The following is a 19587-nucleotide window of genomic DNA, read 5'->3' on the forward strand; positions in this document are numbered from 1 at the left end:
TTAATCCCGGTACTGGACGGTTCGGTCCGCGGCTTCGGCGCCGCCGAGCGGGACTTTGAGCCATTCGTCGTAGGCGGCCTGCCAGGTCGGTCCGGCGGCGATGTCCTCGAGGGCGCCGTTGACGAACCTGGCGAGGTCGGTGTTGTCCTTCTGGAACCCGATCCCGTAGGACTCGACGGAGAAGGTCTCGCCGACGATGACGAGGGTGGGGTCTTGCGCGGCCATCCCGGCGAGGATGGTGTCGTCGGTGGAGATCGCGTCAACGGTGCCTTGCTGGAGGAGCACCAGGCAGTCGTTGAAGTCGGGCACGGTGACCTGTTTGACCTGGTCGTTGACGGCGGCGATGTTGCCGCCGGAGGTGGAGGTCTCGCCGGTGCACACGTGGTGGTCGGCGGTGAGGTCGGTGACGCTCTCGATCCCGGCGTCCTTGGTGACCAGGAGCCGCTGCCCGGCCTTGTAGTACTCGGTGGAGAACTCGATCTTCTCCCACCGGTCGCAGGTGATGGACATGGTGCGCACGACCATGTCGACGCGGTCCTCGTTGAGCGCGCTTTCACGCTCGCCGGAGGTCATGGGCACCCATTTGACCTTGGTCGCGTCGCCCATGAGCGCCTGCACGACGGCGGTGGCGATGTCGATGTCGAAGCCGGTGAGCTTGTTGGTGACGGGGTCTGCGTAGCCCATGAGGTTGGTGGACTGGCTGACGCCGATCGAGACCACGTCGGGGTTGTCGAGGGTGGCCCTGGCCTGCTCGGCGGTGACGGTCCCGGGGCTGTAGGAGCTGAGCGGGTCGCACGAGTCGTCGGGGACCGAGGCGGTGACGTCGGCGTCGAACACGATCCCGGCCGGCAGCGGCGTGGGCACGTCCACCTGCGGTGGCTCCATGCTGGAGGGGCTGGTACAGGCGGCCAGGAGCAGCCCGGTGGCGGCCGCGCAGGCGGCGGCGAGGCGGGTTCGGTAGGGGTGCTGGTTCATGCGTAGTACTCCGCCACTCGCAACTGGATGCCGATCGCGATGCCGACGAGGGCCGCGAGGGCCAGTCCGGCGAGCCCCGCGGCGGCGCCGGTGAGCGCCTGCTGGGCGTCGACGGTCGATTCGGCGAACCGGTCGGCGCTGGTCTTGGTCGCCTCGGTGAGCGCTTCGTTGAGGGCGCCGAACGAGGTTGCGAGGCTGTCCTCGTGGTCGCCGACGGCCTCGGCCACGGCGCCGAGGTAGTCGCCTTCGGCGGCGGTCTGGACGACGGAGTCGTGCCCGGCGTTCCAGGTCTCGGCGGCGGCGCGGGCCGCCTCGACCGAGGGGGCCAGTTCGGGGTCGTCGCCGAAGGACTCGTCGAGCTGGTCGAGGAGCCCGCCGGGGCCGACGAGCTCTTGGATGTGCTCTTCGTAGCGTTTGGCCGCACCTGGTTCGTCGCCGCGCGCGATGAGCAGCAGCGACTCCTCGGCGCGCGCGAGCTGCGCGGTGATCTCGGCCTGCGCGAGCAGCTCCAGCGGCTGCGCGCCCTCCTCGTGGGACTTGGTGGTGTGCCCCGCGGACGCTATGGCGGCCATGGTGAGCCACCCGGCGAACACCACGAGCACGACCGTGGCCCCCACGAGCCCGAGGTTGAACACGCGGTTGGTCTTGCGCGAGAGCCATATCTGCGCCCACACGAGCGTCCCGAGCGCGGCGGCCACCAGCGCGGCGGCGGCCCACGGGAACGCCTCGGCGCCCGCGCGGGACTCGGCCAGCTGCCCGAGCGCGTTCTCCTGGAGTTCGTGCGCCCGAGGGAGCATCGCCTCGCGCATGAGCGTGGAGGCCTGCTCCTGGTAGGTCGCGCCGACCGGTTCACCGAGGCGGTTGAACGCCTTGGCGGTCTCGACCAGGCCGGTGTAGACCGGCAGGTGCGCGTTCAGTTCGGCCACGAGCTTGGCGTCGTCGCCGCTCTTGACCTCACCGGCGGCCGTGGCGAGAGCGACGGTGGCGTCGCGCAGCGAGGACCGGTAGGCCTCGTTCATCTCCTTGGTGGGCGTGCCACCGGTGAGGTAGGACGAGGCCGCGGTCGCGTCGGCCTGCGAGAGCGCCTGGTAGAGCTGGAGCGCGGCCACCGAGAGGCGGCCGGACTGGCTGGTGGTCTCTTCGATGACGGCGGATTTGGCCAGGATCGAGGTCATGCCGGTGATCCCCGCGCCGAGCACCAGCACTGTCAGGATCGCGAGGAGGCCTCGTAGCTGCCCGGGCGTGTACCGCAGCGCGGCCACGGCGCGGTCGAATCGCCGCCCCGGTGAGGCGCCGGTCGCCGGAGGGCCCGCGGGCGCCTCGGACGGCGCCTGCATCGGAGCTGGAGGGGACTGGACGGACAACTACTGCACCTCGCAAAGGTTCGTCTCGCGCGTCGGCGCCGCCGGGCGGGACCTGATCGACCGCTGCGCGCACGTCACCGTGGCCGGAGTGTCGGGGGACTCCCACATGGTATCGGCCCGTGGCAACGGACGGTGTCGACCGTCGCGCGCCTTTCCGAGGCGATTGCGAGGCGGTACCGTGGGGCCGTGCCGAACGCCGAACGAACCTCCATTGAGGACGACGAATTCTGGATGGCTCGCGCCGTGGAGCTGGCCGAACGCTGCCCGCCCTCCGAGACCGCCTTCAGCGTCGGGGCCGTCGTCGTCGCGAACGGGCGCATGGTCGGCGAAGGCTGGTCGCGCGCCGAGGACCCCGCCGACCACGCCGAAGAGGTCGCGCTGCGACACGCCGGGCCCGCCGCGCGCGGGGCCACCGCCTACTCCTCGATGGAACCGTGCGGGCGCCGCGCCTCCCGCCCCGCGCCCTGCGCCCGCCTCCTCGCCGAGGCCGGCGTCTCCCGCGTCGTCTACGCCCTCGCCGAGCCGCAGAACTTCGTGGCCGCCCCCGGCGGCGACGCCTTCCTGCGGGAGAACGACGTGGTTGTAGACGTGATGCCCGAATTCGCGGCGGCGGCCGAACGCCCCAACGCCCACCTCCTATAGCCTGGGACCATGAGGCCACTGATCGAGGCCGCCGAAGCGGCCGGAGCGGTCCGGCTCGACGTCCGCTGGACCCTCGGCGGGCCGTCGAGGGAATCCGACTACGCCGCCGGGCACCTGCCCGGCGCGGTGTGGCTCGACTTCGACCGCGACGTCTGCGGGCCGGTGGGCGCCGTCGGCGGACGCCACCCCCTCCCCGACCCCGAACCCCTTCAGGCCGTCCTGCGCGCCGCCGGCATCGACGACGACTCGCACGTCGTGGTCTACGACGATGGCGATGGCATGGCCGCGGCCCGCACCTGGTGGACGCTCCGATGGGCCGGGATCGAGGACGTCCAGGTCCTCCAAGGCGGCCTGAACGCCTGGACCGCCGCCGGACTCCCGCTCGAAACCCAAGCGCCCCAACCGAAACCGGGCACCGTCACCGTCCGGCCCGGGGCCCTGCCCGTGCTCGACGCCGAGGACGCCGCCGCCTGGGCCGAGGAGCGCGAACTGGTCGACGTGCGCGCCCCCGAGCGCTACCGCGGCGAGAACGAACCGGTCGACCCCGTCGCCGGGCACATCCCCGGCGCGGTCAACCTCTTCCTCGGCGAGGACGACCTCGCCGACACCGCTGGCCTGCGCGAACGCTACGCCGCCCACCCCGACGCCGCGTTCTACTGCGGCTCGGGCGTCGGCGCGGCCCGCACCGCCCTGGCGGTCACCGAAGCCGGAATGCCCACACCGCCGCTGTACATCGGGTCCTGGAGCGACTGGGTCGCCCGCGGCCGCGAAGTCGCCACGGGGGAGGAATCATGAAACGTCTCCTGATCGCACCCGCCGTCATGCTGCTGGCGCTGGCCGCCTGCTCCGACGGCGGCGACCCCGGCGAGGAACCGGTCGACTCGGCCGCGAACGAGTCCAGCGAGGCCGCCGAACCGAACGAGCCGGTCGAGCTCGACCTGGCCGAGGCCGAGGGGGCCTGCCCGTTCATCGACTCGGACCTGCTCAACTCCGTCACCGGCGAGGTCTTCCGCTTCGCGTCCGGCGGCCCCGGCGAGGCCGAGGGCGAGGAGGAGGTCCCCGCCCAGCTCACGTGCGCCGTGCAGACCGGCGAGGCCGCCTACCCGGACCTGACGCTGTTCATCATCGGCACCGAGGCCGAGGTGGAGATCTACGAGGACGAGCTGAGCGACAACGCCAACGAGGTCTCCGGGCTCGGCGAGGCCGCGTACTGGAGCGTCCACACCGAGGACACCGGCGCGGGCCCGGCCCTGGAGATGGGCTGGTACGACGACGGCACGATCTTCGAGATGCGCTACACGACCCCTGTCGACACCGACCCGGCCCTGGTCACCGACCTCGTCCAGGGCTTCGCCGACCTCGCGGTCGGCATCGCCGAGAGCTACGCCGCCTGATCGAACGCAGACGCCCCCGCACCGGCAGGTGCGGGGGCGTTTCGCTTTAGTGAGCGCCCTCCCCACCGGGGTGCGGGGAGGGCGCTCAGGTGCGGAGTGAAGTTCGCGACGTGTGGCGTGTTCCATGCCACAGCGCATGCTTGCGGCAATATTGGAAACGTTTGCACGTTTTCGACAGCCTACTACCCAGTACGCCCCCGGTCAAGACACGACAGCGCCGCGTGTCAATCGTTGTGGCCCAATGGGTCAGGAGCGACGAGGTGGGCGGGCGGAGCGGAAATGCGAGACGGAGTCGGGTTCGCCGCCGCCCCCGGTTTCCACGATCCCCGGCGGGTGCGACATCGTCGGCGCAGTCGCGTACCCCGCGGTCGGGCGTGGCGGAATCCGAGCGCCCCCGAAATCAATGCTCTCGCACGGGTACGACATCGGCGGTGCGGCGCTTCCGGGCCGCTGCACGCGCGATGGCGCGCCGCCCTCGGGCGACGCGCCATCGTTCAGCTTCGGTTACTCCGCCGGGACCGCGAAGATCTTTGCCGCGTCGTCGATCGAGAGGCGGACCGTGGGGCCGCCGGCGGTCACGGCGACTTCGCCTTCGACGCGGTCGATCGCGACTTCGGCGCCGGGGTCGACGCCGGCCTCGTGGAGGGAGGCGAGCAGTTCGGGGTGGGTCTGGGCCGACTCGCACAGGCGCGTCACGCGCACCTTCGCGCCGGGGGAGACCACGCTCATGGGCCGCTCGTCGGCGTCGCGGCCGTCGACCTCGGCCGAGGAGTCCAGCTCGCGCAGCCCGGGGATCGTGTTGCCGTAGGGGGAGCGGGTGGGGTGCTCCAGCAGCTCGTACACCCGCTTCTCGACCGTGTCGCTCATCACGTGCTCCCACTTGCAGGCCTCTTCGTGGGCCTCGGTGTAGGACATCCCGATGACGTCGACCAGGAGCCGCTCGGCCAGCCGGTGCTTGCGCATCACGGCCACGGCCTGACGCCGGCCCTCCTCGGTCAGTTCCAGGTGGCGGTCGCTCTTGACGTTGAGCAGGCCGTGGCGCTGCATGCGGCCCACGGTCTGCGAGACCGTCGGCCCGCTCTGCTCGAGCCGTTCGGCGATCCGGGCGCGCAGCGCCGGGACGCCCTCCTCTTCGAGTTCGAGGATGGTGCGCAGGTACATCTCAGTGGTGTCGACGAGGTCCGTTGTCACAGCTTCGTTCCTTCACTATGTCCGCCCGCAGGGCACCGAGCGGGGTGGGTCGAGTAGCCGCCAGACCCCCTGTCTGCACCAATGGTATATGGCCTGTCAGGCCACGTAATCGGCGAGCCTTCCCGCGTAGTCGGGCTGGCGGAGACGGTGCAGCGCGTTCTTCTCGATCTGGCGCACCCGCTCGCGCGAGAGCCCGAAATCGGCCGACACCTCCTCGAGGGTGCGCTGGCGACCGTCGTCGATCCCGAAACGCAGCCTGAGCACGGTTTGTTCCCGCTCGGGCAGCGAGGCCAGCACGCCGGCGATGTGGCGGCGCAGCAGTGCGTACGACACCGCGTCGTCGCCTCCCCGCTCGCGGGGCAGGTGCGCGACCAGGTCGCCCAGCGCGGTCGAGTCGTCCTCGCCGACCGTCTGGTCCAGGCTCACCGGCTCGCGGTCGTAGGACATGAGCTCCAGCACCTTGCCGGGGGTCACGTCCAGCTCGGCGGCGATCTCCTCGTAGCGCGGCTCGCGGCCCAGTTCGGCCATGAGGTCCTGGCGGACCCGGTTCATGCGCTTGATCTGGTCGACGGTGTGCGCGGGGACGCGGATCGTGCGGGACTGGTCGGTGACCGCCCGGTTGATCGCCTGGCGGATCCACCAGGTGGCGTACGTGGAGAACTTGTAGCCCTTCTGGTAGTCGAACTTCTCCACCGCGCGGATCAGGCCGAGGTTCCCTTCCTGGATCAGGTCCAGCAGGCTCATCCCGGCCCCGGAGTAGCGCTTGGCGACGCTGACGACCAGGCGCAGGTTCGATTCGAGCATCCGCTGCTTGGCGGCCCGGCCCTCGGCCGCGACGCGCGCCAGGTCGGAGCGGAAGTCGGGGTCGGTGACCTCGGTGATGCGGCACCCGGCCATCAGGCCGGCCTCGATGGCCTTGGCGCACTCGACCTCCTCGGAGGCGGTGAGCAGCCGGTGTTTGCCGATGCCGTTGAGATAGGCGCGAACCGGGTCGCCGGAGTACTCGGTCGCGCGCTGCGCCGGTCGCTGAGCCGGACGCTGACGGATGCTGTCGACAGGTGCCATCGAATCGCCTTTCGCTGCATTCCCCGGTGCGGTGACACCGCACCCGCCCCGGCTGGGCCCCGGGCGTCGGGGTACCAGCTTGCAGCGATTTCCAGGCTTTGCGATCCCCCAGGCCGAAGGGTGGCACGAAGTCGGGAGACACAGTCAGAATTTCGGCTTGGGGGCCTCCCAGCGATACCTGATGGCCACCATCCGTACGACGAAGATCACCGCGATCGCGCTGAGCATCAGCGTCCAATGCCCGATCTGGGACTCCCACCGGGCCCCCACGCCCACGATCACCGCGCCGATCACCGCGGCCATCGCGTAGAAGTCCTCCCGCAGCACCGCCGGGATCTCCTGGACCAGGACGTCGCGCACGATGCCCCCGCCGATTCCGGAGAGTACTCCCACGATGCAAGCCGCGTAGACCGCGAACCCGAATTCGAGCCCCTTGAGCGTCCCGATCACCGTGAACAGCGCCAGGCCCGCCGCGTCCAGCACCAGCATCGTCAACCGCATCCGCGACAACGCCGGGTGGAACCGGAACACCACCAAAGCCGCGACCACCGCCGCCAGCGGGTAGCGCCAGTCGGTGAGCACCAAGGGCTTCGCGTCGATGAGCAGGTCGCGGATCGCGCCGCCGCCGAGCGCGCAGATCACGCCGATGACGACCACGCCGAACAGGTCCAGGCGCTTGCCGACCGCGGCGCTGGCCCCGGACGCGGCGAACACGGCCGTGCCGACCAACTCGGCGACCAGGCTCACCGCGTCGGGGTCGAACTCGAAGGAAGAAGGCTCCACCCGAGCGTTATAGCAGGCAGAGCCAGATCACACGTCCGGTCCGGACGAAGGTGAGAGCCTACTTGCCCTCAGCCCTTCATCTTCGCGAAGATCTCTTTGCACTGCGGACAGATCGGGAAGCGGTCGGGGTCCCTCGTGGGCACCCACATCTTCCCGCACAGCGCCTTCACCGGGATGCCGTCGACCATCGCGGCCATCAGCTTCTCCTTGGGCACATAGTGCGAGAAGCGGTCCTCGTCACCCTCTTCGTAGGTGTAGTTCGGGACGGTCTGGGTCTGCTCTTCGAGCATGGTCGAACCGTTCGAACCGGGACCGTTCGGACTGCCGGTCTCGGGAAGATCGCTCACGTCTACTCACTCCTCATCCGCGGGCAAGAGACCTCAATCTTGCCACGACCGGGCCGCTCACTCCGAATCGATCATCGGCCTCGTCGGCGTCTCCAACACCGGGGCCTTGCGCTGGCGGTGGAAGAACGAACCGCCCTGGCGGCGCACCACCCGGTCGTTGGCCAGCAGGACCGCCAACCACGGCAGCGCCGCCATGCCGACCACGCCGATCGCGAGCCACAGCAGCAGATACGGGACGTCGTTCATCACCAGGATCCCGCACACGATCACCAGGGCGCCGCGGATCGACATCATCAGGACATACCTGATGGTCCGAAAGCGCCGCTCCTCTTCCAGAGAAAGGCTCGCATCGGTGATGACCGTCGTCTTCTCGCGCCGTCCCACCCTTCGAGCCTACGCCCGCGCCCCGAAGGGGCCATGAGAGCCTCAGGGCACACCGAGCGAGGAGACGCCACATGCGAGCCGTGATCCAGACCGTCAGCGAAGCCGAAGTCACCGTCGAGGGCGCGAGCGTCGGCGCGATCGGCGAAGGCCTCCTGGTGCTCCTGGGCGTCACCCACACGGATGGAGACGACGAAGTCCGCTGGATCGCCGAGAAGATCTGGAACCTGAGGATCATGCGCGATGAACGCTCCGCCTCCGACCTCGACGCCGCCGTACTCCTAGTGAGCCAGTTCACCCTCTACGCCGACACGCGCAAAGGCCGCCGCCCCTCCTGGAACGCCGCCGCCCCCGGACCGGTCGCCGAACCCCTCGTCGACGCGGTCGCCGTCCACCTCCGCGGCCTCGGCGCGCACGTCGAGACCGGGAAGTTCGGGGCCATGATGGAGGTCCGCAGCGTCAACGTCGGCCCCAACACGATCCTCCTCGAACGGTGAACGTGACCATCCCAATTCACGACCGGCAACGAGGCACCCGCGAGCGGTGCACGGCCTAAAATCAACCGGTCCGTCGCCGTCCGATAGGAGACCAGATGATCCCGGCCGCCCCACCCGAAACGCTTCCCTCGCTTCGGGTCTGGCAGCGCAAGGCAATGGTCGCCTACCACCGGGGACAATCGCGCGACTTCCTCGCAGTCGCCACGCCCGGCGCGGGCAAGACCACGTTCGCCCTGCGCATCGCCTACGACCTCCTCGCAGACGGCACCGTCGACACCGTCACCGTCGTCTGCCCCACCGAGCACCTCAAGACCCAATGGGCCGCAGCGGCCGCCCGCTTCGGCATCCAACTCGACCCGGCCTTCCGCAACTCCGACGTCCACAGCGCGGCCGACTACCACGGCGTGGTCCTCACCTACGCCCAGATCGGCGCCGACCCCGCCGTCCACCGCCGCCGCACCCTCGCCCGCCGCACCTTCGTCATCCTCGACGAGGTCCACCACGCCGGCGACGCCCGCACCTGGGGCGAAGGCGTACAGACCGCGTTCGACGAGGCCGAACGGCGCCTGTGCCTCACCGGCACCCCGTTCCGCTCCGACGACAACCCCATCCCCTTCGTCGAATACGACGAGGACGCCGAAGGCGCCAAGCGCTCACGCGCCGACTCCCTCTACGGCTACCGGGACGCGCTGGCCGACGGCGTGGTGCGCCCGGTCATGTTCATGGCCTATTCGGGCCAGGCGAAGTGGCGCACCAGCGCGGGGGACGAGCTGGCCGTGCGCCTGGGCCAACCGCTCACCAAGGATCTCACCAGCCAGGCCTGGCGCACCGCGCTCGACCCCGAAGGCGAGTGGATCAAGCAGGTCATCCGCGCGGCCGACCGCCGCCTGAGCTCGCTGCGGGCCGCGGGCATGCCGGACGCGGGCGGCCTCATCATCGCCTCCGACCAGAACAGCGCGCGCTCCTACGCGGGCATCCTCAAGCGCGTCACCGGCAAGAGCGCCACGATCGTGCTCTCCGACGACGGCGGCTCCTCCGACCGGATCGCGAAGTTCGCCGACTCGAACGACGAGTGGTTGGTGGCCGTGCGCATGGTCTCCGAAGGCGTGGACATCCCGCGCCTGGCCGTGGGCGTGTACGCCACGAACGCGCAGACGCCCTTGTACTTCGCGCAGGCGATCGGCCGGTTCGTGCGCTCGCGCAGGCCCGGCGAGACCGCCTCGGTGTTCCTGCCGAGCGTGATCCCGCTCTTGAGCCTCGCGGAGAACCTGGAGGCCGACAGGGACCACGTGATCAAGCCGAAGTCGGCCGAGGACGCCGACCCCGAGCTGTTGCTCCAGCAGGCGCAGCGGGTCCTCGACGAGGGCACCGAACTCGGCGGCTCCCGCGAGACCCTCGAATCGAGCGCGGAACTCGACCAGGTGATCTTCGACGGCGGCTCGTTCGGCCTCCCGGTCGAGGCCGGCAGCGCCGAGGAGCAGGAGTACCTGGGCCTGCCGGGCCTGCTGACGCAGGAACAGGTCCACCTGCTGCTCCAGAAGCGCCAGAGGGACCAGATGGCGAAGCAGAAGAGCGCCACCCGCACCGAGGACCGCCCGCAGACCGAACCGCCGATGACGAACGCGCAGAAGCGATTGAAGCTCCGCAAGCAGCTGAACGCATTGGTAGGCGCCCGCTCCTTCGCCACGAACGAGCCGCACGGCAAGATCCACGCCAAACTCCGCTCGACCTGCGGAGGCCCGCCGAGCGCGCAGGCCACGATCGAGCAGCTCGAAGAGCGGATAGCGGCGATCCGCTCGTGGTGAACGGCACGCTCGCGGTGCTCCGCGAGTAGCGGCGGCGCCGCTTCGCCTGTGCGGACACGTGAAAGGGCCCGAGCGGGTTTTCCGCTCGGGCCCTTCTCCTTAAGCCTATGTGCGCGTCGGCTAGTTCTCCGAGGCCATGAGGTCGGTGCCGCGCCACTCGAATTCGGGGTCGGCGGTGAAGTCGATGGCGATCGGCACGAGCTTCTCGGCGAACTGGTTCGCGTGGTGGCCGCAGAAGACGAGGTCGCCGCCTTCGGCCAGGGTCACGCGAAGCTTTGCCGCGGCGCTACACCGATCGCAGCGCTCGCCCGCGATCGGACGTTCCTCCGTCTGGGGCGGGGGCGTCAGGGTGGATGTCATACCAGGTCCTCCGCTGCGTTCGGTCACTGTGCCCTTGGGGCACTTATGGATGGTGATTCCGGCCGGTTGACCGGGTCGTTCCGTTCAACGCCTGCACTGTACTACCTCTTCCCGACACCGGCTGACTGAGACTCTGCTCACTCGGTCTTGCTTATCCGGTGCGGGTCGTGATGGTTGTTCCACACCGTAGCCCACCGATCCGGGATCGACAAGCCGGAGCAGGCTCGGGGTACCCACCCGTTCGGGTGATACACCCAAGGTCCAGGCCTTGTGCCTGGCGCGGCCGCGAATACGCTCTGAGCGAATTGCGAGCCGCCGGGCGCTAATCGAGGTAGTCGCGCAGGACCTGGGAGCGGGACGGGTGGCGCAGCTTCGACATCGTCTTGGACTCGATCTGGCGGATGCGCTCGCGGGTGACCCCGTAGACCTGGCCGATCTCGTCGAGCGTGCGCGGCTGGCCGTCGGTGAGGCCGAAGCGCAGGCGCACCACGCCGGCCTCGCGCTCGGACAGGGTCTGGAGCACCTGCTGGAGCTGGCCCTGGAGGAGCGAGAACGAGACCGCGTCGACGGCCACGATGGCCTCGGAGTCCTCGATGAAGTCGCCGAGCTGGCTGTCGCCCTCGTCGCCGATGGTCTGGTCGAGGCTGATCGGCTCGCGCGCGTACTGCTGGATCTCCAGGACCTTCTCCGGGGAGATGTCCATCTCCTTGGCCAGCTCGTCGGGGCTGGGCTCGCGGCCGAGGTCCTGAAGCAGCTCACGCTGTATGCGGCCGAGCTTGTTGATGACCTCCACCATGTGCACCGGGATGCGGATGGTGCGGGCCTGGTCGGCCATGGCGCGCGTGATCGCCTGCCGGATCCACCAGGTGGCGTACGTGGAGAACTTGTAGCCCTTGGTGTAGTCGAACTTCTCGACGGCGCGGATGAGACCGAGGTTGCCCTCCTGGATCAGGTCCAGGAACGCCATGCCGCGGCCGGTGTAGCGCTTCGCGAGCGAGACCACGAGCCGGAGGTTCGCCTCCAGGAGGTGGTCCTTGGCGCGGTCGCCGTCGCGGATGATCCATTCGAGGTCCCGGCGCATCTGCGTGGGGATCTCCTCGCCGCCCTCCTTGAGCTGCTTGAGGCGCTCGACGGCGTACAGGCCGGCCTCGATGCGCTTGGCGAGCTCGACCTCCTGCGCGGCGTTGAGGAGCGGGACCTTGCCGATCTGCTTGAGGTAGGCGCGGACCGAGTCGGCCGAGGCGGTCATCTCGGCGTCCTTGCGGGCCTGCTTGAGCGCTTCGGAGTCCTCCTCGTCCCACTCGAAGCCGTCTTCCTCGTCGCCGTCCTCGCCGTCCTTCTTGGACTTGCCGCGGGCGGCGGCCTTCTTCGCGGCCTTCTTGCGGGTGGCCTTCTTCGCCGGAGCCGCGGCGGCCGCTTCGGCCAGCGCGTCGTCGTTCTCGGCGGAGGCCAGCGCCGCCTCGTCGGGCTCGTCGCCCTCGGACTTGGCCGCGGCCTTCTTGACCGCCTTTTTGGCGGCGGCCTTCTTCGCGGTCTTCTTGGCCGCCTTCTTGACCGGGGCGCCGTCCTCGGCGGCCTCGTCGGCCGCGGGCACCGCCGCGGCCTTCTTGGCGGCCTTCTTCGCCGCGGTCTTCTTGGCGGCCTTGGCCGTCGTGGTCCGGGCGGAGGTCGCGGTGCGAGCGGCGGGGACGCGCTTGCGCGTGGGCGTCGAACCATCGACGACGACGGTGACCTCGGCTTCGGCGAGGGCCCGCAGGACCTTCTTGCCGTCGGCGGGGGAGGCCTGAGCGGACTCCAGGACCTGGGCGACTGTCGCGGACGTCAGCTGCCCGTTGCTCTCTCGGGCCAGAGAGAGCAGTGAGTCGGTCAGGGAATTGACGTCAGTGCCGGTGGGACGTGCGTCAGTCACGAGCAACCTTCCGAGGCAATGGCGGGCACGGCGCAGCCGGGCTCCGTGGCGGGTGAGCGTTGGATATCTGGTCGGCAGCCCAGGTCGGCACACGACCGGGCAGGCGTGAATTGTAGCGCCGAAATTCGCTATCGGCCCGTCCGTGATGCCGTTTCGAGCTGTGTTTCCGCATTTTCAGTGTCAGTGTCGACAGCCGGGGTGCGACAGCCTTCTACTCTACCGCGCAGGTGCCCTCGGGTGCCTCGCCGATGCCGCCCTGGGCGAAGGACTGGCGTGCCTCGGAGGCCGATCTGACCTCCGCGAATTGCGATCCGAGCGTGATGGTGATCGGCTGGTCGACCCATTCGATGTCGAAAGCGGCGTAGCCCTGATAGAAGTACGCGTGCGTGTGGACGCCGGCCGCGTACTGGTCGGGTCCGTACTGGACCAGCGCGGTGCCGTCGTAGGGCTCGGGCGCGTCCCCGGAGTCGATGACCACGAAGCCGCGGTCGGCCAGTTGCGACGCGGCCTGGTCGGCCAGTCCGGCCTGGTCGGTGCCGTTGAGGACCACGACCTCGATCTCCGACGGGTCGGGGATCGGCGCGGTCTTGATCTCGACCGCGCCGGGCGGGCAGTCCGGATTCGCCGACAATTGCGAGTCGTTCCTGATCGCCCAGAGGGTCGCCAGTCCCGCGACCAGCGCCAACGCGCACACCACCGTCAAAGCGCGGATACGAGCGATACGCACGGCTGCCTCCCCGAGTCTCCAATTGAACGCGAACTCATCGCCTGACTCAAAGACGAGCCGACGCCCCGCAAACGTTGCCAGGAGAAGGCTATCGTGCGCGGGACCGCTCCGTGGGCGAGAGGCGGTATGCTCGCTGCGCCCGACACAGAAGTGTTTCTCGCCACAATGGGGATGAAAAACTGGGGTACCTCGTGTATAGGAATGGACTGCACGCGGTAAGGTACGCCGCTGCATGGGACGGAACCGACCCGCCGCGAACCCGAGCCGAGCCGCTGTATCACCCGAAAGCTCCAGCGGCTCAGCCGCGCTCGGTTCCGGTTACCACGGAAGCAACCAATGGGAGTGGAAAAGATGGCAACCGACTACGACGCCCCGCGCCGGGACAAGGAAGAGAACACCGGGCCCGACGGCATCGAGGCCCTCGCCAAAGGCCGCAGTGACCAGACCGGCTCGGTCGACGTCGACGAAGCGGAGGTGGCCGAGAACTTCGAGCTGCCCGGCGCCGACCTCGGCGATGAAGAGCTCTCGGTGAAGGTCCTGCCGATGCAGACCGACGAGTTCCGCTGCTCCTCCTGCTTCCTGGTCCACCACCGCAGCCAGTACGCCAAGGAGAAGAACGGGCAGCCCATCTGCAAGGACTGCGCGTAGTCCGCGCGAGAACCCCTCAGACGGCGCACGGCTCGCGGGAACTCCCGCGAGCCGTATCGCTTACCGCTCAAGCCTGAACGGGCTCCTGAGCGCCGCTCAGGGCCGCCCGCAGCGCCTCAGGGTCGCGCGAGGAGACCACCCAGCACGGCGTCGGGTCCTCCGGGTCGTCCAGCACGATCCGCACCCCGCGCCCGATCCACGGCCGCTGGACCACGAACGCCAGCGGATGCAGGGCCACCCCCAGAGCATCGGAGTACGCCACCCGGTCGAGCACCTGGACCTCGGCGACGGCCGACATCGGCAGCCGCGCGTCGTCCACGTGCAGCCACACCTCGCCGCCCTCCTCGACCACCGCGACCCGCAGCCGGCCCATCCACCAGGCCGCCACCAGCGGCGCGACCAGGACCACCGCGGTCGCGGCCAGGCGCCACCAGCGCATGTCGCCCAGGTTCGACAGGGCCGCCGCGATCACCGCAAGCACGATCACGGCCAGCCAGCCCGCCACCGGCAGGCGCATGCGCTCGGCGTACCGTTCCCCACTCCTCATATCTGAGACCATAACTCCGCGCCCGCCGCGACCCGCGCGCCGTGCGACCGCGAGTGAGAGGAACCCACCGACGATGACCGCCAGCGTCCCGGTCGCCATCAGGCGGCTCGACCCCGACCTGCCCGTGCCCGCCTACGCCCACGAAGGCGACGCCGGAGCCGACCTCTACGCCGCCGAAGGCGTCGCCCTGGCCCCCGGGCAGCGCGCCCTGGTGGGCACCGGCGTGGCCGTGGCGATCCCCGACGGGCACGTCGGCTACACCAATCCGCGCTCCGGGCTCGCCCACCGCCTGGGCGTCACCATCGTCAACGCGCCGGGCACGATCGACTCCGGATACCGCGGTGAGATCAAGATCAACCTCGTGAACCTCGACCCGGAGCGGACCGCCGTCATCGAACGCGGCGACCGTGTCGCACAATTGGTTGTCCAACCGGTGGTGCGAGCCCGCTTCACCGAAGTCGAGGAATTCGCTCCGACGCAGCGCGGCGCGAGCGGCCACGGCTCCACGGGCGGGCACCGCCGACTTGCAGAGGAGAGCGAACGTGTTTAAGCGGCGACGGTCGTCGAAGAAGCAGCGCCCCGCCGAGGGGGCCGTGCTCGACTCGCTGGCCGAGTCCGGCGAGGTCACCGAGCACCAGGTCACCGAGGGCCCCTACGACGTCACCGACGCCCCCGACGACGGCATGCGCCGCATCGACCTGGGCGCGATCCGCCTGCCCGTCCCCAAGGGCGTGGGCTTCCAGGCCCAGACCGACGCCAAAGGCAACATCAGCCAGGTCCTGCTCACCACCGGAGCCTCCGCGCTCCAACTCGTGGTCCGCGCCGCGCCGCGCTCCGAAGGCATCTGGGGCGAATTCCGCGAGGAGCTCACCGCCCAGGTCACGAGCCAGGGCGGCCAGGTCGAAGAGGTCCAGGGCCGCTGGGGCACCGAGCTGATCGCCAAACTCGCCGCCAAGAAGGGCACCAACGCCGTGCGCTTCTGCGGCATCGACGGCCCCCGCTGGTTCGTCCAGGCCACCTTCCAAGGCCAGAGAGCCCTCGACGAGAGCGCCGCCCCCGAACTCGACGAAGCCCTCCAGAACCTCGTCATCGAGCGCGGCTCCACCGCGATGCCGGTGCGCGAACCGCTCCCGCTCAAACTCCCCCCGAAGATGGCCGAAGAGGCCGCCGCGCGCATCGCACAGCGCAAAGCCGAAGGCGGCGAAGGCAACCGCGCCATCATCGCGGCCGGGGACACCCCCAAGCCGCAGGTGCGCCGCAAACCCTCCCCGCGGCCCAAGCGGTAGGTCCGGTGCCCCGCCCGCGGACCGGACTCGCGGCCCGGCTCAAGCGCCTGGCCGCGCCGCCCGCGGAGCTGTTCGCCGACCAGATCCGCCGCGAGTCGGGCACCGGAGCCGTCCCGATCGCCTCGATCGAACCCAGGCAGTTCGCGACCCTGGCCGGACGCCTGCGCTCGGTCGTACTGCGCACCGGCGGCCGCTCGCCCTCGGTCGAGGCCGAGCTGTTCGACGGCACCGGTCAGGTCGGATTGGTCTGGATGGGTCGACGGCGTATCGTGGGCCTTGAGGCCGGGACCTGGCTCGTCGCCCGCGGCCGCGTGGCCCGACTGGGAGACGGACGCCTCATCGTCTACAACCCGAGCTACGACCTGCGCCCCTGAGCGCGGACCTGCCGTCGGCTCCCGCCGACCACCGGACTGGAAGGCCCGCAGTGAGCACCGAGACGCCGACGACCCGCAAGCCCGATCCCGAGCCGCGCGAGGACCGCGACCCCGACGAGCTCCCGCCGTTCACCGAGCAGCTCTCCCAGCAGCTCGGCGGCGTCAAGGGCGTGGTCGAGGCGGCCGTCCCGATCACCTTGTTCGTCGTGCTCAACCCGCTGCTGCCCGACGCGGGCTTCGGCCCGCTCTCGGGGCTCCAGTGGGCCATCCTCGTCTCCGCCGCGAGCGCGCTGGCGATCGCCGCGGTGCGCGCGCTGCGCAAGGAACCGGTCCGCCACGCCCTCAACGGCCTGTTCGGCATCGCGCTCGGCGCCTTCCTGGCCTGGCGCTCGACCGACGCGCGCGACTTCTACCTGCCCGGGATCATCCAGGGCGCGATCTACGGCGTGCTCCTCATCGTCTCGGCCCTGGTCCGACACCCCGTCATCGGCTGGATCTACGCGGTCGTGGCCCAAGGCGGCAAGAAGGAATGGCGGCAGAACAAGCCGCTCGTGGACGTCCTCAGCAAGATCACGATCCTGTGGGGCGCGGTCTTCATCGTCAAGAACGCGGTCCGGATCTGGCTGTACTGGACCGACCAGGAGAACGCGCTGGGCCTGATGACCCTGTTCGGCGGCTGGCCGGTCACGATCGCGCTCACCGCGTTCACGATCTGGGCCGTGCGCCGCCACATGGCCAAGGTCGAAGACGCACCAGAACGGCGCGAGGCCGAGGCCCCGCGCCGCCTGGAGTACTGATCTAGCTTGCGATGCAGTCCAGCTCGGGGGCGCCGCCGAGCGCCCCGGAGACGTTGAAGCCGAACTCCACCTGACCGCCGACCGGGATCTCCTGGTTCCAGGAGAGCGGCTCGGCCATCTCCATGCCGCCCATGGTCGAATGCTCGGCGTTCCAGATCTGGTTGATCGTCACGCCCGAATTCGCCCAGGTCCAGTGGAGCATCCACGCGTGGACGGTCCGGGTCCCGGTGTTGGCCACGGTGACCGTGACCCCGGCGCCCGAGCCCCAGTCGTTCACCGAAGCGGTGGCCGAGCAGCCCAGGTCAGCGGGAGGGTCGGTCGGGTCCGTGGGCGGGTCGGTGGGGTCGGTCGGGGGATCGGTGGGATCGGTGGGCGGGTCGGTCGGCTCCTGGCTGCCGCCGCCGCCGAACCACACGTCCGAGCACGAGTAGAAGGTCTGGTCGATGTGGCTGGCCTGCCACACCACGTAGACCACGTGGTGCCCGGTGCGCCCGGGGGCGCTCACGGGGATGTCGACCTCTTCACCGGGGAGGAACACCCCGGAGGAGACGACCCGTTCGAGGTCGGCCCAGTCGAGCGCGTCGGTCTTGGCGTCGTAGCCCTGCTTGGTCACGTACACCCAGTAGTAGTCGCCGCCGTGGGTGGCCACGTCCTCGTAGTGCAGCGTGAAGTCGTTCTCGAGCGGCGTCGTGTGCCAGGCTCCGGCGGCGTCGAGAGAGTTGTAGCGACCGCCTTCGGCCTGGCCGCCCGAGCAGAGCTGGTTGTCGGGGATGCGGGTCTCGTGCTGGCCCTGCATGCCCTCGCGCAGCAGGCCGTTCCAGTTCCACATGGTGTTGGGGTTGGCCTGCCAGGCCTGCCAGCACATGGGGTCCTCGTCGGCCATGTCGGGATTCTGGAAGTCACCTCCCCAGCGCTCCCAGCAGCTGTACTGCCGGGCGGGCGGGTTGGTCGCGGTGCCGTGCCCGGAGGCCGGCTGGACGATGACGAACGCCGATACGATCCCGGCCGCCGCGGCGGCCAGGATGACGATCGCCGCTCGCAGGCGCCGTCTGGACTTGGTAAGCATGGTAGCGCTCCCAATTCGAAGGAACATTGATGTCAATCAATGTAACTTGCTCGGGTCCGCCTGTAAAGTCCGAAGTCTCCCCAGGCCTCAGTTCGTCTGGCCGAGGATCACCGACCGGGTCCCCTCCTCGGCGTCCTCGTCGCACACGAACACCAGCTCATCGCCCGGTTCGAGCGTGTCGTCGCCGGAGGGGGCGATGACGCGGCGGCCGCGGATGATCGCCACCAGCGCCACGTCCCGCGGCAGCGCGACCTCGGCGACGGACCGCCCGGCGTGCGGCGCCGCGGGCGGGAGCGTTATCGCCACCAGGTTCGCCTGCGACTGTCGGAAGCTCATGAGGCGCACGAGGTCGCCGACGCTGACGGCCTCCTCGACGAGCGCGGCCAGCAGACGCGGGGTCGAGACGGCCACGTCCACACCCCAGTCCTCGTCGAACAGCCACTCGTTCTCGGCGCGGTTGACGCGAGCGACCACGCGAGGGACCGCGAACTCGGTCTTCGACAGCAGGCTCACCACCAGGTTCACCTTGTCGTCGCCGGTGGCCGCCACGGCCACGTCGCACGTCTCCAGGTGGGCGCCGCGCAGGACCTCCAGTTCGCACGCGTCGGCGAGCAGCCACTCGGCCTCGGGCACCCGCTCGGGCCGCATCGAGTCGGGGTCGCGCTCGATGAGCAGGACCCGGTGGCCGTTGCCCACCAGCTCGGCGGCGATCGAGCGGCCCACGTTCCCGGCCCCGGCGATGGCGACCCTCATACCGCGCCTCCCTGCGGGGCCGCGCCCGCGATCTGGCGTATCTTCGCCTCGTCCCCGTCGGCCACCAGCATGAACACGCCGTCGCCGTCCTGGAGCACGGTCGAGGGGGTCGGCAGCGTGGCCCGGCCGAACCGCGTCACGTAGGCGATCCGGTGCCCGGTCGCCTGCTCCAGCCGCGCCAGAGCGAGCCCGTACCAGGCCTCGTCGCAGCGGATCTCGACCATCGACAAGGTCGCCGTCGGATCCCTCCACAAAGGTCCCTGCTCGTCGGGGAGGAGGTGGCGCAGCAGCCGGTCGGCGGTCCAGCGGACCGTGGCCACGGTGGGGATGCCGAGCCGCTCGTAGACGGTGGCCCGCTGCGGGTCGTAGATCCGCGCGATCACGTTGGGGACGCCGAAGTTCTCGCGGGCGACCCGCGCGGCGATGATGTTCGAGTTGTCCCCTGAGGACACCGACACGAACGCGTCGGCGCGGCCGATCCCGGCCTTGGCCAGGACCTCCCGGTCGAAGCCGACGCCTTGGACCGTGGCCTGGTCGAAATCGGGCCCGAGCCGGCGGAAGGCCTTCGGGTTCTGGTCGACGACGCCGAGCGTGCAGCCGCGCTCCACCAGGCTGCGCGCCAGGAGCGACCCCACCCGCCCGCAGCCCATGATCACCACATGCACCCGGCCCCACC

General features: G+C 70.0%; 24 protein-coding genes. 10 read left to right on the forward strand and 14 right to left on the reverse strand.

Annotated elements, in window-relative coordinates; genetic code table 11:
• Both AB0B28_RS09675 and AB0B28_RS09680 read right to left on the reverse strand, forming a co-directional pair.
• Window positions 1-975 (reverse strand): glutamate ABC transporter substrate-binding protein, encoded by a 975-nt coding sequence (locus AB0B28_RS09675; protein ID WP_360119067.1) that lies wholly within the window; start codon window positions 973-975, stop codon window positions 1-3.
• The gene (locus tag AB0B28_RS09680; protein WP_360119069.1) at window positions 972-2312 is read right to left on the reverse strand and encodes a hypothetical protein; all 1341 of its coding nucleotides are present in this window, start codon (window positions 2310-2312) and stop codon (window positions 972-974) included. Before AB0B28_RS09680 ends, AB0B28_RS09675 begins: the two co-directional genes overlap by 4 nt.
• Before the next feature lie 213 nt (window positions 2313-2525).
• Between AB0B28_RS09680 and AB0B28_RS09685 the strand changes: the two genes are divergently transcribed.
• Genes AB0B28_RS09685 through AB0B28_RS09695 form a run of 3 tightly spaced genes read left to right on the forward strand, consistent with a single transcriptional unit; the run spans window position 2526 to window position 4375 of the window.
• Window positions 2526-2981: a deaminase gene (locus tag AB0B28_RS09685; protein WP_360119071.1), complete on the forward strand. Its 456-nt coding sequence runs from the start codon at window positions 2526-2528 to the stop codon at window positions 2979-2981.
• 9 nt (window positions 2982-2990) lie between these two features.
• Complete coding sequence (locus tag AB0B28_RS09690) at window positions 2991-3776, forward strand: sulfurtransferase (protein ID WP_360119073.1); 786 nt, start codon at window positions 2991-2993, stop codon at window positions 3774-3776.
• Complete coding sequence (locus AB0B28_RS09695) at window positions 3773-4375, forward strand: hypothetical protein (RefSeq protein ID WP_360119075.1); 603 nt, start codon at window positions 3773-3775, stop codon at window positions 4373-4375. The genes AB0B28_RS09690 and AB0B28_RS09695 overlap by 4 nt, the downstream gene beginning before the upstream one ends.
• A gap of 504 nt (window positions 4376-4879) precedes the next feature.
• Here the strand turns inward: AB0B28_RS09695 and AB0B28_RS09700 are convergent.
• From AB0B28_RS09700 to AB0B28_RS09720, 5 genes are all read right to left on the reverse strand, one after another.
• Window positions 4880-5566, reverse strand: a complete 687-nt coding sequence (locus tag AB0B28_RS09700) for an iron dependent repressor, metal binding and dimerization domain protein (protein WP_360119077.1) — start codon at window positions 5564-5566, stop codon at window positions 4880-4882.
• Window positions 5567-5662: 96 nt separating this feature from the next.
• Window positions 5663-6631 (reverse strand): sigma-70 family RNA polymerase sigma factor, encoded by a 969-nt coding sequence (locus tag AB0B28_RS09705; protein WP_360119079.1) that lies wholly within the window; start codon window positions 6629-6631, stop codon window positions 5663-5665.
• A 144-nt stretch (window positions 6632-6775) separates the two neighbouring features.
• The gene (locus AB0B28_RS09710; RefSeq protein WP_360119080.1) at window positions 6776-7414 is read right to left on the reverse strand and encodes a TRIC cation channel family protein; all 639 of its coding nucleotides are present in this window, start codon (window positions 7412-7414) and stop codon (window positions 6776-6778) included.
• 68 nt (window positions 7415-7482) lie between these two features.
• Window positions 7483-7704, reverse strand: a complete 222-nt coding sequence (locus AB0B28_RS09715) for a DUF3039 domain-containing protein (RefSeq protein ID WP_360119157.1) — start codon at window positions 7702-7704, stop codon at window positions 7483-7485.
• 114 nt (window positions 7705-7818) lie between these two features.
• The gene (locus AB0B28_RS09720; RefSeq protein WP_360119082.1) at window positions 7819-8145 is read right to left on the reverse strand and encodes a DUF3099 domain-containing protein; all 327 of its coding nucleotides are present in this window, start codon (window positions 8143-8145) and stop codon (window positions 7819-7821) included.
• A 71-nt stretch (window positions 8146-8216) separates the two neighbouring features.
• On the opposite strand from AB0B28_RS09720, the gene dtd reads away from it, so the two are divergent.
• Both dtd and AB0B28_RS09730 read left to right on the forward strand, forming a co-directional pair.
• A complete protein-coding gene (dtd, locus tag AB0B28_RS09725) occupies window positions 8217-8639 on the forward strand; it encodes a D-aminoacyl-tRNA deacylase (RefSeq protein WP_360119084.1) in 423 nt (140 codons plus the stop codon).
• A gap of 95 nt (window positions 8640-8734) precedes the next feature.
• The gene (locus tag AB0B28_RS09730) at window positions 8735-10444 is read left to right on the forward strand and encodes a DEAD/DEAH box helicase (RefSeq protein ID WP_360119086.1); all 1710 of its coding nucleotides are present in this window, start codon (window positions 8735-8737) and stop codon (window positions 10442-10444) included.
• Between the two features lie 120 nt (window positions 10445-10564).
• On the opposite strand, the gene AB0B28_RS09735 is transcribed toward AB0B28_RS09730, so the two are convergent.
• The 3 genes from AB0B28_RS09735 to AB0B28_RS09745 form a co-directional block, all read right to left on the reverse strand.
• Window positions 10565-10804, reverse strand: a complete 240-nt coding sequence (locus AB0B28_RS09735) for a hypothetical protein (protein WP_091053111.1) — start codon at window positions 10802-10804, stop codon at window positions 10565-10567.
• A 322-nt stretch (window positions 10805-11126) separates the two neighbouring features.
• Window positions 11127-12713: an RNA polymerase sigma factor gene (locus tag AB0B28_RS09740; protein WP_360119088.1), complete on the reverse strand. Its 1587-nt coding sequence runs from the start codon at window positions 12711-12713 to the stop codon at window positions 11127-11129.
• 211 nt (window positions 12714-12924) lie between these two features.
• Entirely contained in the window at window positions 12925-13440 is a 516-nt protein-coding gene (locus tag AB0B28_RS09745) for a LytR C-terminal domain-containing protein (RefSeq protein ID WP_360119090.1), read from the reverse strand.
• A 351-nt stretch (window positions 13441-13791) separates the two neighbouring features.
• On the opposite strand from AB0B28_RS09745, the gene AB0B28_RS09750 reads away from it, so the two are divergent.
• Complete coding sequence (locus tag AB0B28_RS09750; protein WP_360119092.1) at window positions 13792-14088, forward strand: DUF4193 domain-containing protein; 297 nt, start codon at window positions 13792-13794, stop codon at window positions 14086-14088.
• 67 nt (window positions 14089-14155) lie between these two features.
• On the opposite strand, the gene AB0B28_RS09755 is transcribed toward AB0B28_RS09750, so the two are convergent.
• Window positions 14156-14635 (reverse strand): DUF3093 domain-containing protein, encoded by a 480-nt coding sequence (locus AB0B28_RS09755; RefSeq protein WP_360119094.1) that lies wholly within the window; start codon window positions 14633-14635, stop codon window positions 14156-14158.
• A gap of 73 nt (window positions 14636-14708) precedes the next feature.
• Here AB0B28_RS09755 and dut point away from each other — a divergent pair, with 73 nt between their 5' ends.
• Genes dut through AB0B28_RS09775 form a run of 4 tightly spaced genes read left to right on the forward strand, consistent with a single transcriptional unit; the run spans window position 14709 to window position 17092 of the window.
• On the forward strand, window positions 14709-15185 hold the full coding sequence (dut, locus tag AB0B28_RS09760) for a dUTP diphosphatase (protein ID WP_360119096.1): 477 nt from the start codon (window positions 14709-14711) through the stop codon (window positions 15183-15185).
• On the forward strand, window positions 15178-15921 hold the full coding sequence (locus AB0B28_RS09765; RefSeq protein ID WP_360119098.1) for a DUF3710 domain-containing protein: 744 nt from the start codon (window positions 15178-15180) through the stop codon (window positions 15919-15921). The genes dut and AB0B28_RS09765 overlap by 8 nt, the downstream gene beginning before the upstream one ends.
• Before the next feature lie 5 nt (window positions 15922-15926).
• Window positions 15927-16295, forward strand: coding sequence for an OB-fold nucleic acid binding domain-containing protein (locus AB0B28_RS09770; RefSeq protein WP_360119100.1), 369 nt, complete (start codon window positions 15927-15929; stop codon window positions 16293-16295).
• Between the two features lie 50 nt (window positions 16296-16345).
• Window positions 16346-17092, forward strand: a complete 747-nt coding sequence (locus AB0B28_RS09775) for a DUF3159 domain-containing protein (RefSeq protein WP_360119102.1) — start codon at window positions 16346-16348, stop codon at window positions 17090-17092.
• A gap of 1 nt (window position 17093) precedes the next feature.
• Here the strand turns inward: AB0B28_RS09775 and AB0B28_RS09780 are convergent, their stop codons facing one another.
• The 3 genes from AB0B28_RS09780 to AB0B28_RS09790 all read right to left on the reverse strand — a co-directional run bounded on the left by AB0B28_RS09780 (window position 17094) and on the right by AB0B28_RS09790 (window position 19576).
• The gene (locus AB0B28_RS09780) at window positions 17094-18158 is read right to left on the reverse strand and encodes a lytic polysaccharide monooxygenase (RefSeq protein ID WP_360119104.1); all 1065 of its coding nucleotides are present in this window, start codon (window positions 18156-18158) and stop codon (window positions 17094-17096) included.
• A gap of 87 nt (window positions 18159-18245) precedes the next feature.
• Window positions 18246-18911, reverse strand: a complete 666-nt coding sequence (locus AB0B28_RS09785; protein ID WP_360119106.1) for a TrkA family potassium uptake protein — start codon at window positions 18909-18911, stop codon at window positions 18246-18248.
• Window positions 18908-19576, reverse strand: coding sequence for a TrkA family potassium uptake protein (locus AB0B28_RS09790; RefSeq protein WP_360119108.1), 669 nt, complete (start codon window positions 19574-19576; stop codon window positions 18908-18910). The genes AB0B28_RS09785 and AB0B28_RS09790 overlap by 4 nt, the downstream gene beginning before the upstream one ends.
• Window positions 19577-19587 lie beyond the last annotated feature (11 nt).

Source organism: Glycomyces sp. NPDC046736 (assembly GCF_040645615.1).
Lineage (GTDB): Bacteria > Actinomycetota > Actinomycetes > Mycobacteriales > Micromonosporaceae > Glycomyces.

Coding starts and splice junctions, on each gene's coding strand:
- AB0B28_RS09735 (WP_091053111.1), bottom strand. CDS start 10,804: ATGACATCCACCCTGACGCCCCCGCCCCAGACGGAGGAACGTCCGATC.
- AB0B28_RS09785 (WP_360119106.1), bottom strand. CDS start 18,911: ATGAGGGTCGCCATCGCCGGGGCCGGGAACGTGGGCCGCTCGATCGCC.
- AB0B28_RS09680 (WP_360119069.1), bottom strand. CDS start 2,312: ATGCAGGCGCCGTCCGAGGCGCCCGCGGGCCCTCCGGCGACCGGCGCC.
- AB0B28_RS09715 (WP_360119157.1), bottom strand. CDS start 7,704: ATGCTCGAAGAGCAGACCCAGACCGTCCCGAACTACACCTACGAAGAG.
- AB0B28_RS09690 (WP_360119073.1), top strand. CDS start 2,991: ATGAGGCCACTGATCGAGGCCGCCGAAGCGGCCGGAGCGGTCCGGCTC.
- dtd (WP_360119084.1), top strand. CDS start 8,217: ATGCGAGCCGTGATCCAGACCGTCAGCGAAGCCGAAGTCACCGTCGAG.
- AB0B28_RS09695 (WP_360119075.1), top strand. CDS start 3,773: ATGAAACGTCTCCTGATCGCACCCGCCGTCATGCTGCTGGCGCTGGCC.
- AB0B28_RS09780 (WP_360119104.1), bottom strand. CDS start 18,158: ATGCTTACCAAGTCCAGACGGCGCCTGCGAGCGGCGATCGTCATCCTG.
- AB0B28_RS09705 (WP_360119079.1), bottom strand. CDS start 6,631: ATGGCACCTGTCGACAGCATCCGTCAGCGTCCGGCTCAGCGACCGGCG.
- AB0B28_RS09675 (WP_360119067.1), bottom strand. CDS start 975: ATGAACCAGCACCCCTACCGAACCCGCCTCGCCGCCGCCTGCGCGGCC.
- AB0B28_RS09730 (WP_360119086.1), top strand. CDS start 8,735: ATGATCCCGGCCGCCCCACCCGAAACGCTTCCCTCGCTTCGGGTCTGG.
- AB0B28_RS09750 (WP_360119092.1), top strand. CDS start 13,792: ATGGCAACCGACTACGACGCCCCGCGCCGGGACAAGGAAGAGAACACC.
- AB0B28_RS09755 (WP_360119094.1), bottom strand. CDS start 14,635: ATGAGGAGTGGGGAACGGTACGCCGAGCGCATGCGCCTGCCGGTGGCG.
- dut (WP_360119096.1), top strand. CDS start 14,709: ATGACCGCCAGCGTCCCGGTCGCCATCAGGCGGCTCGACCCCGACCTG.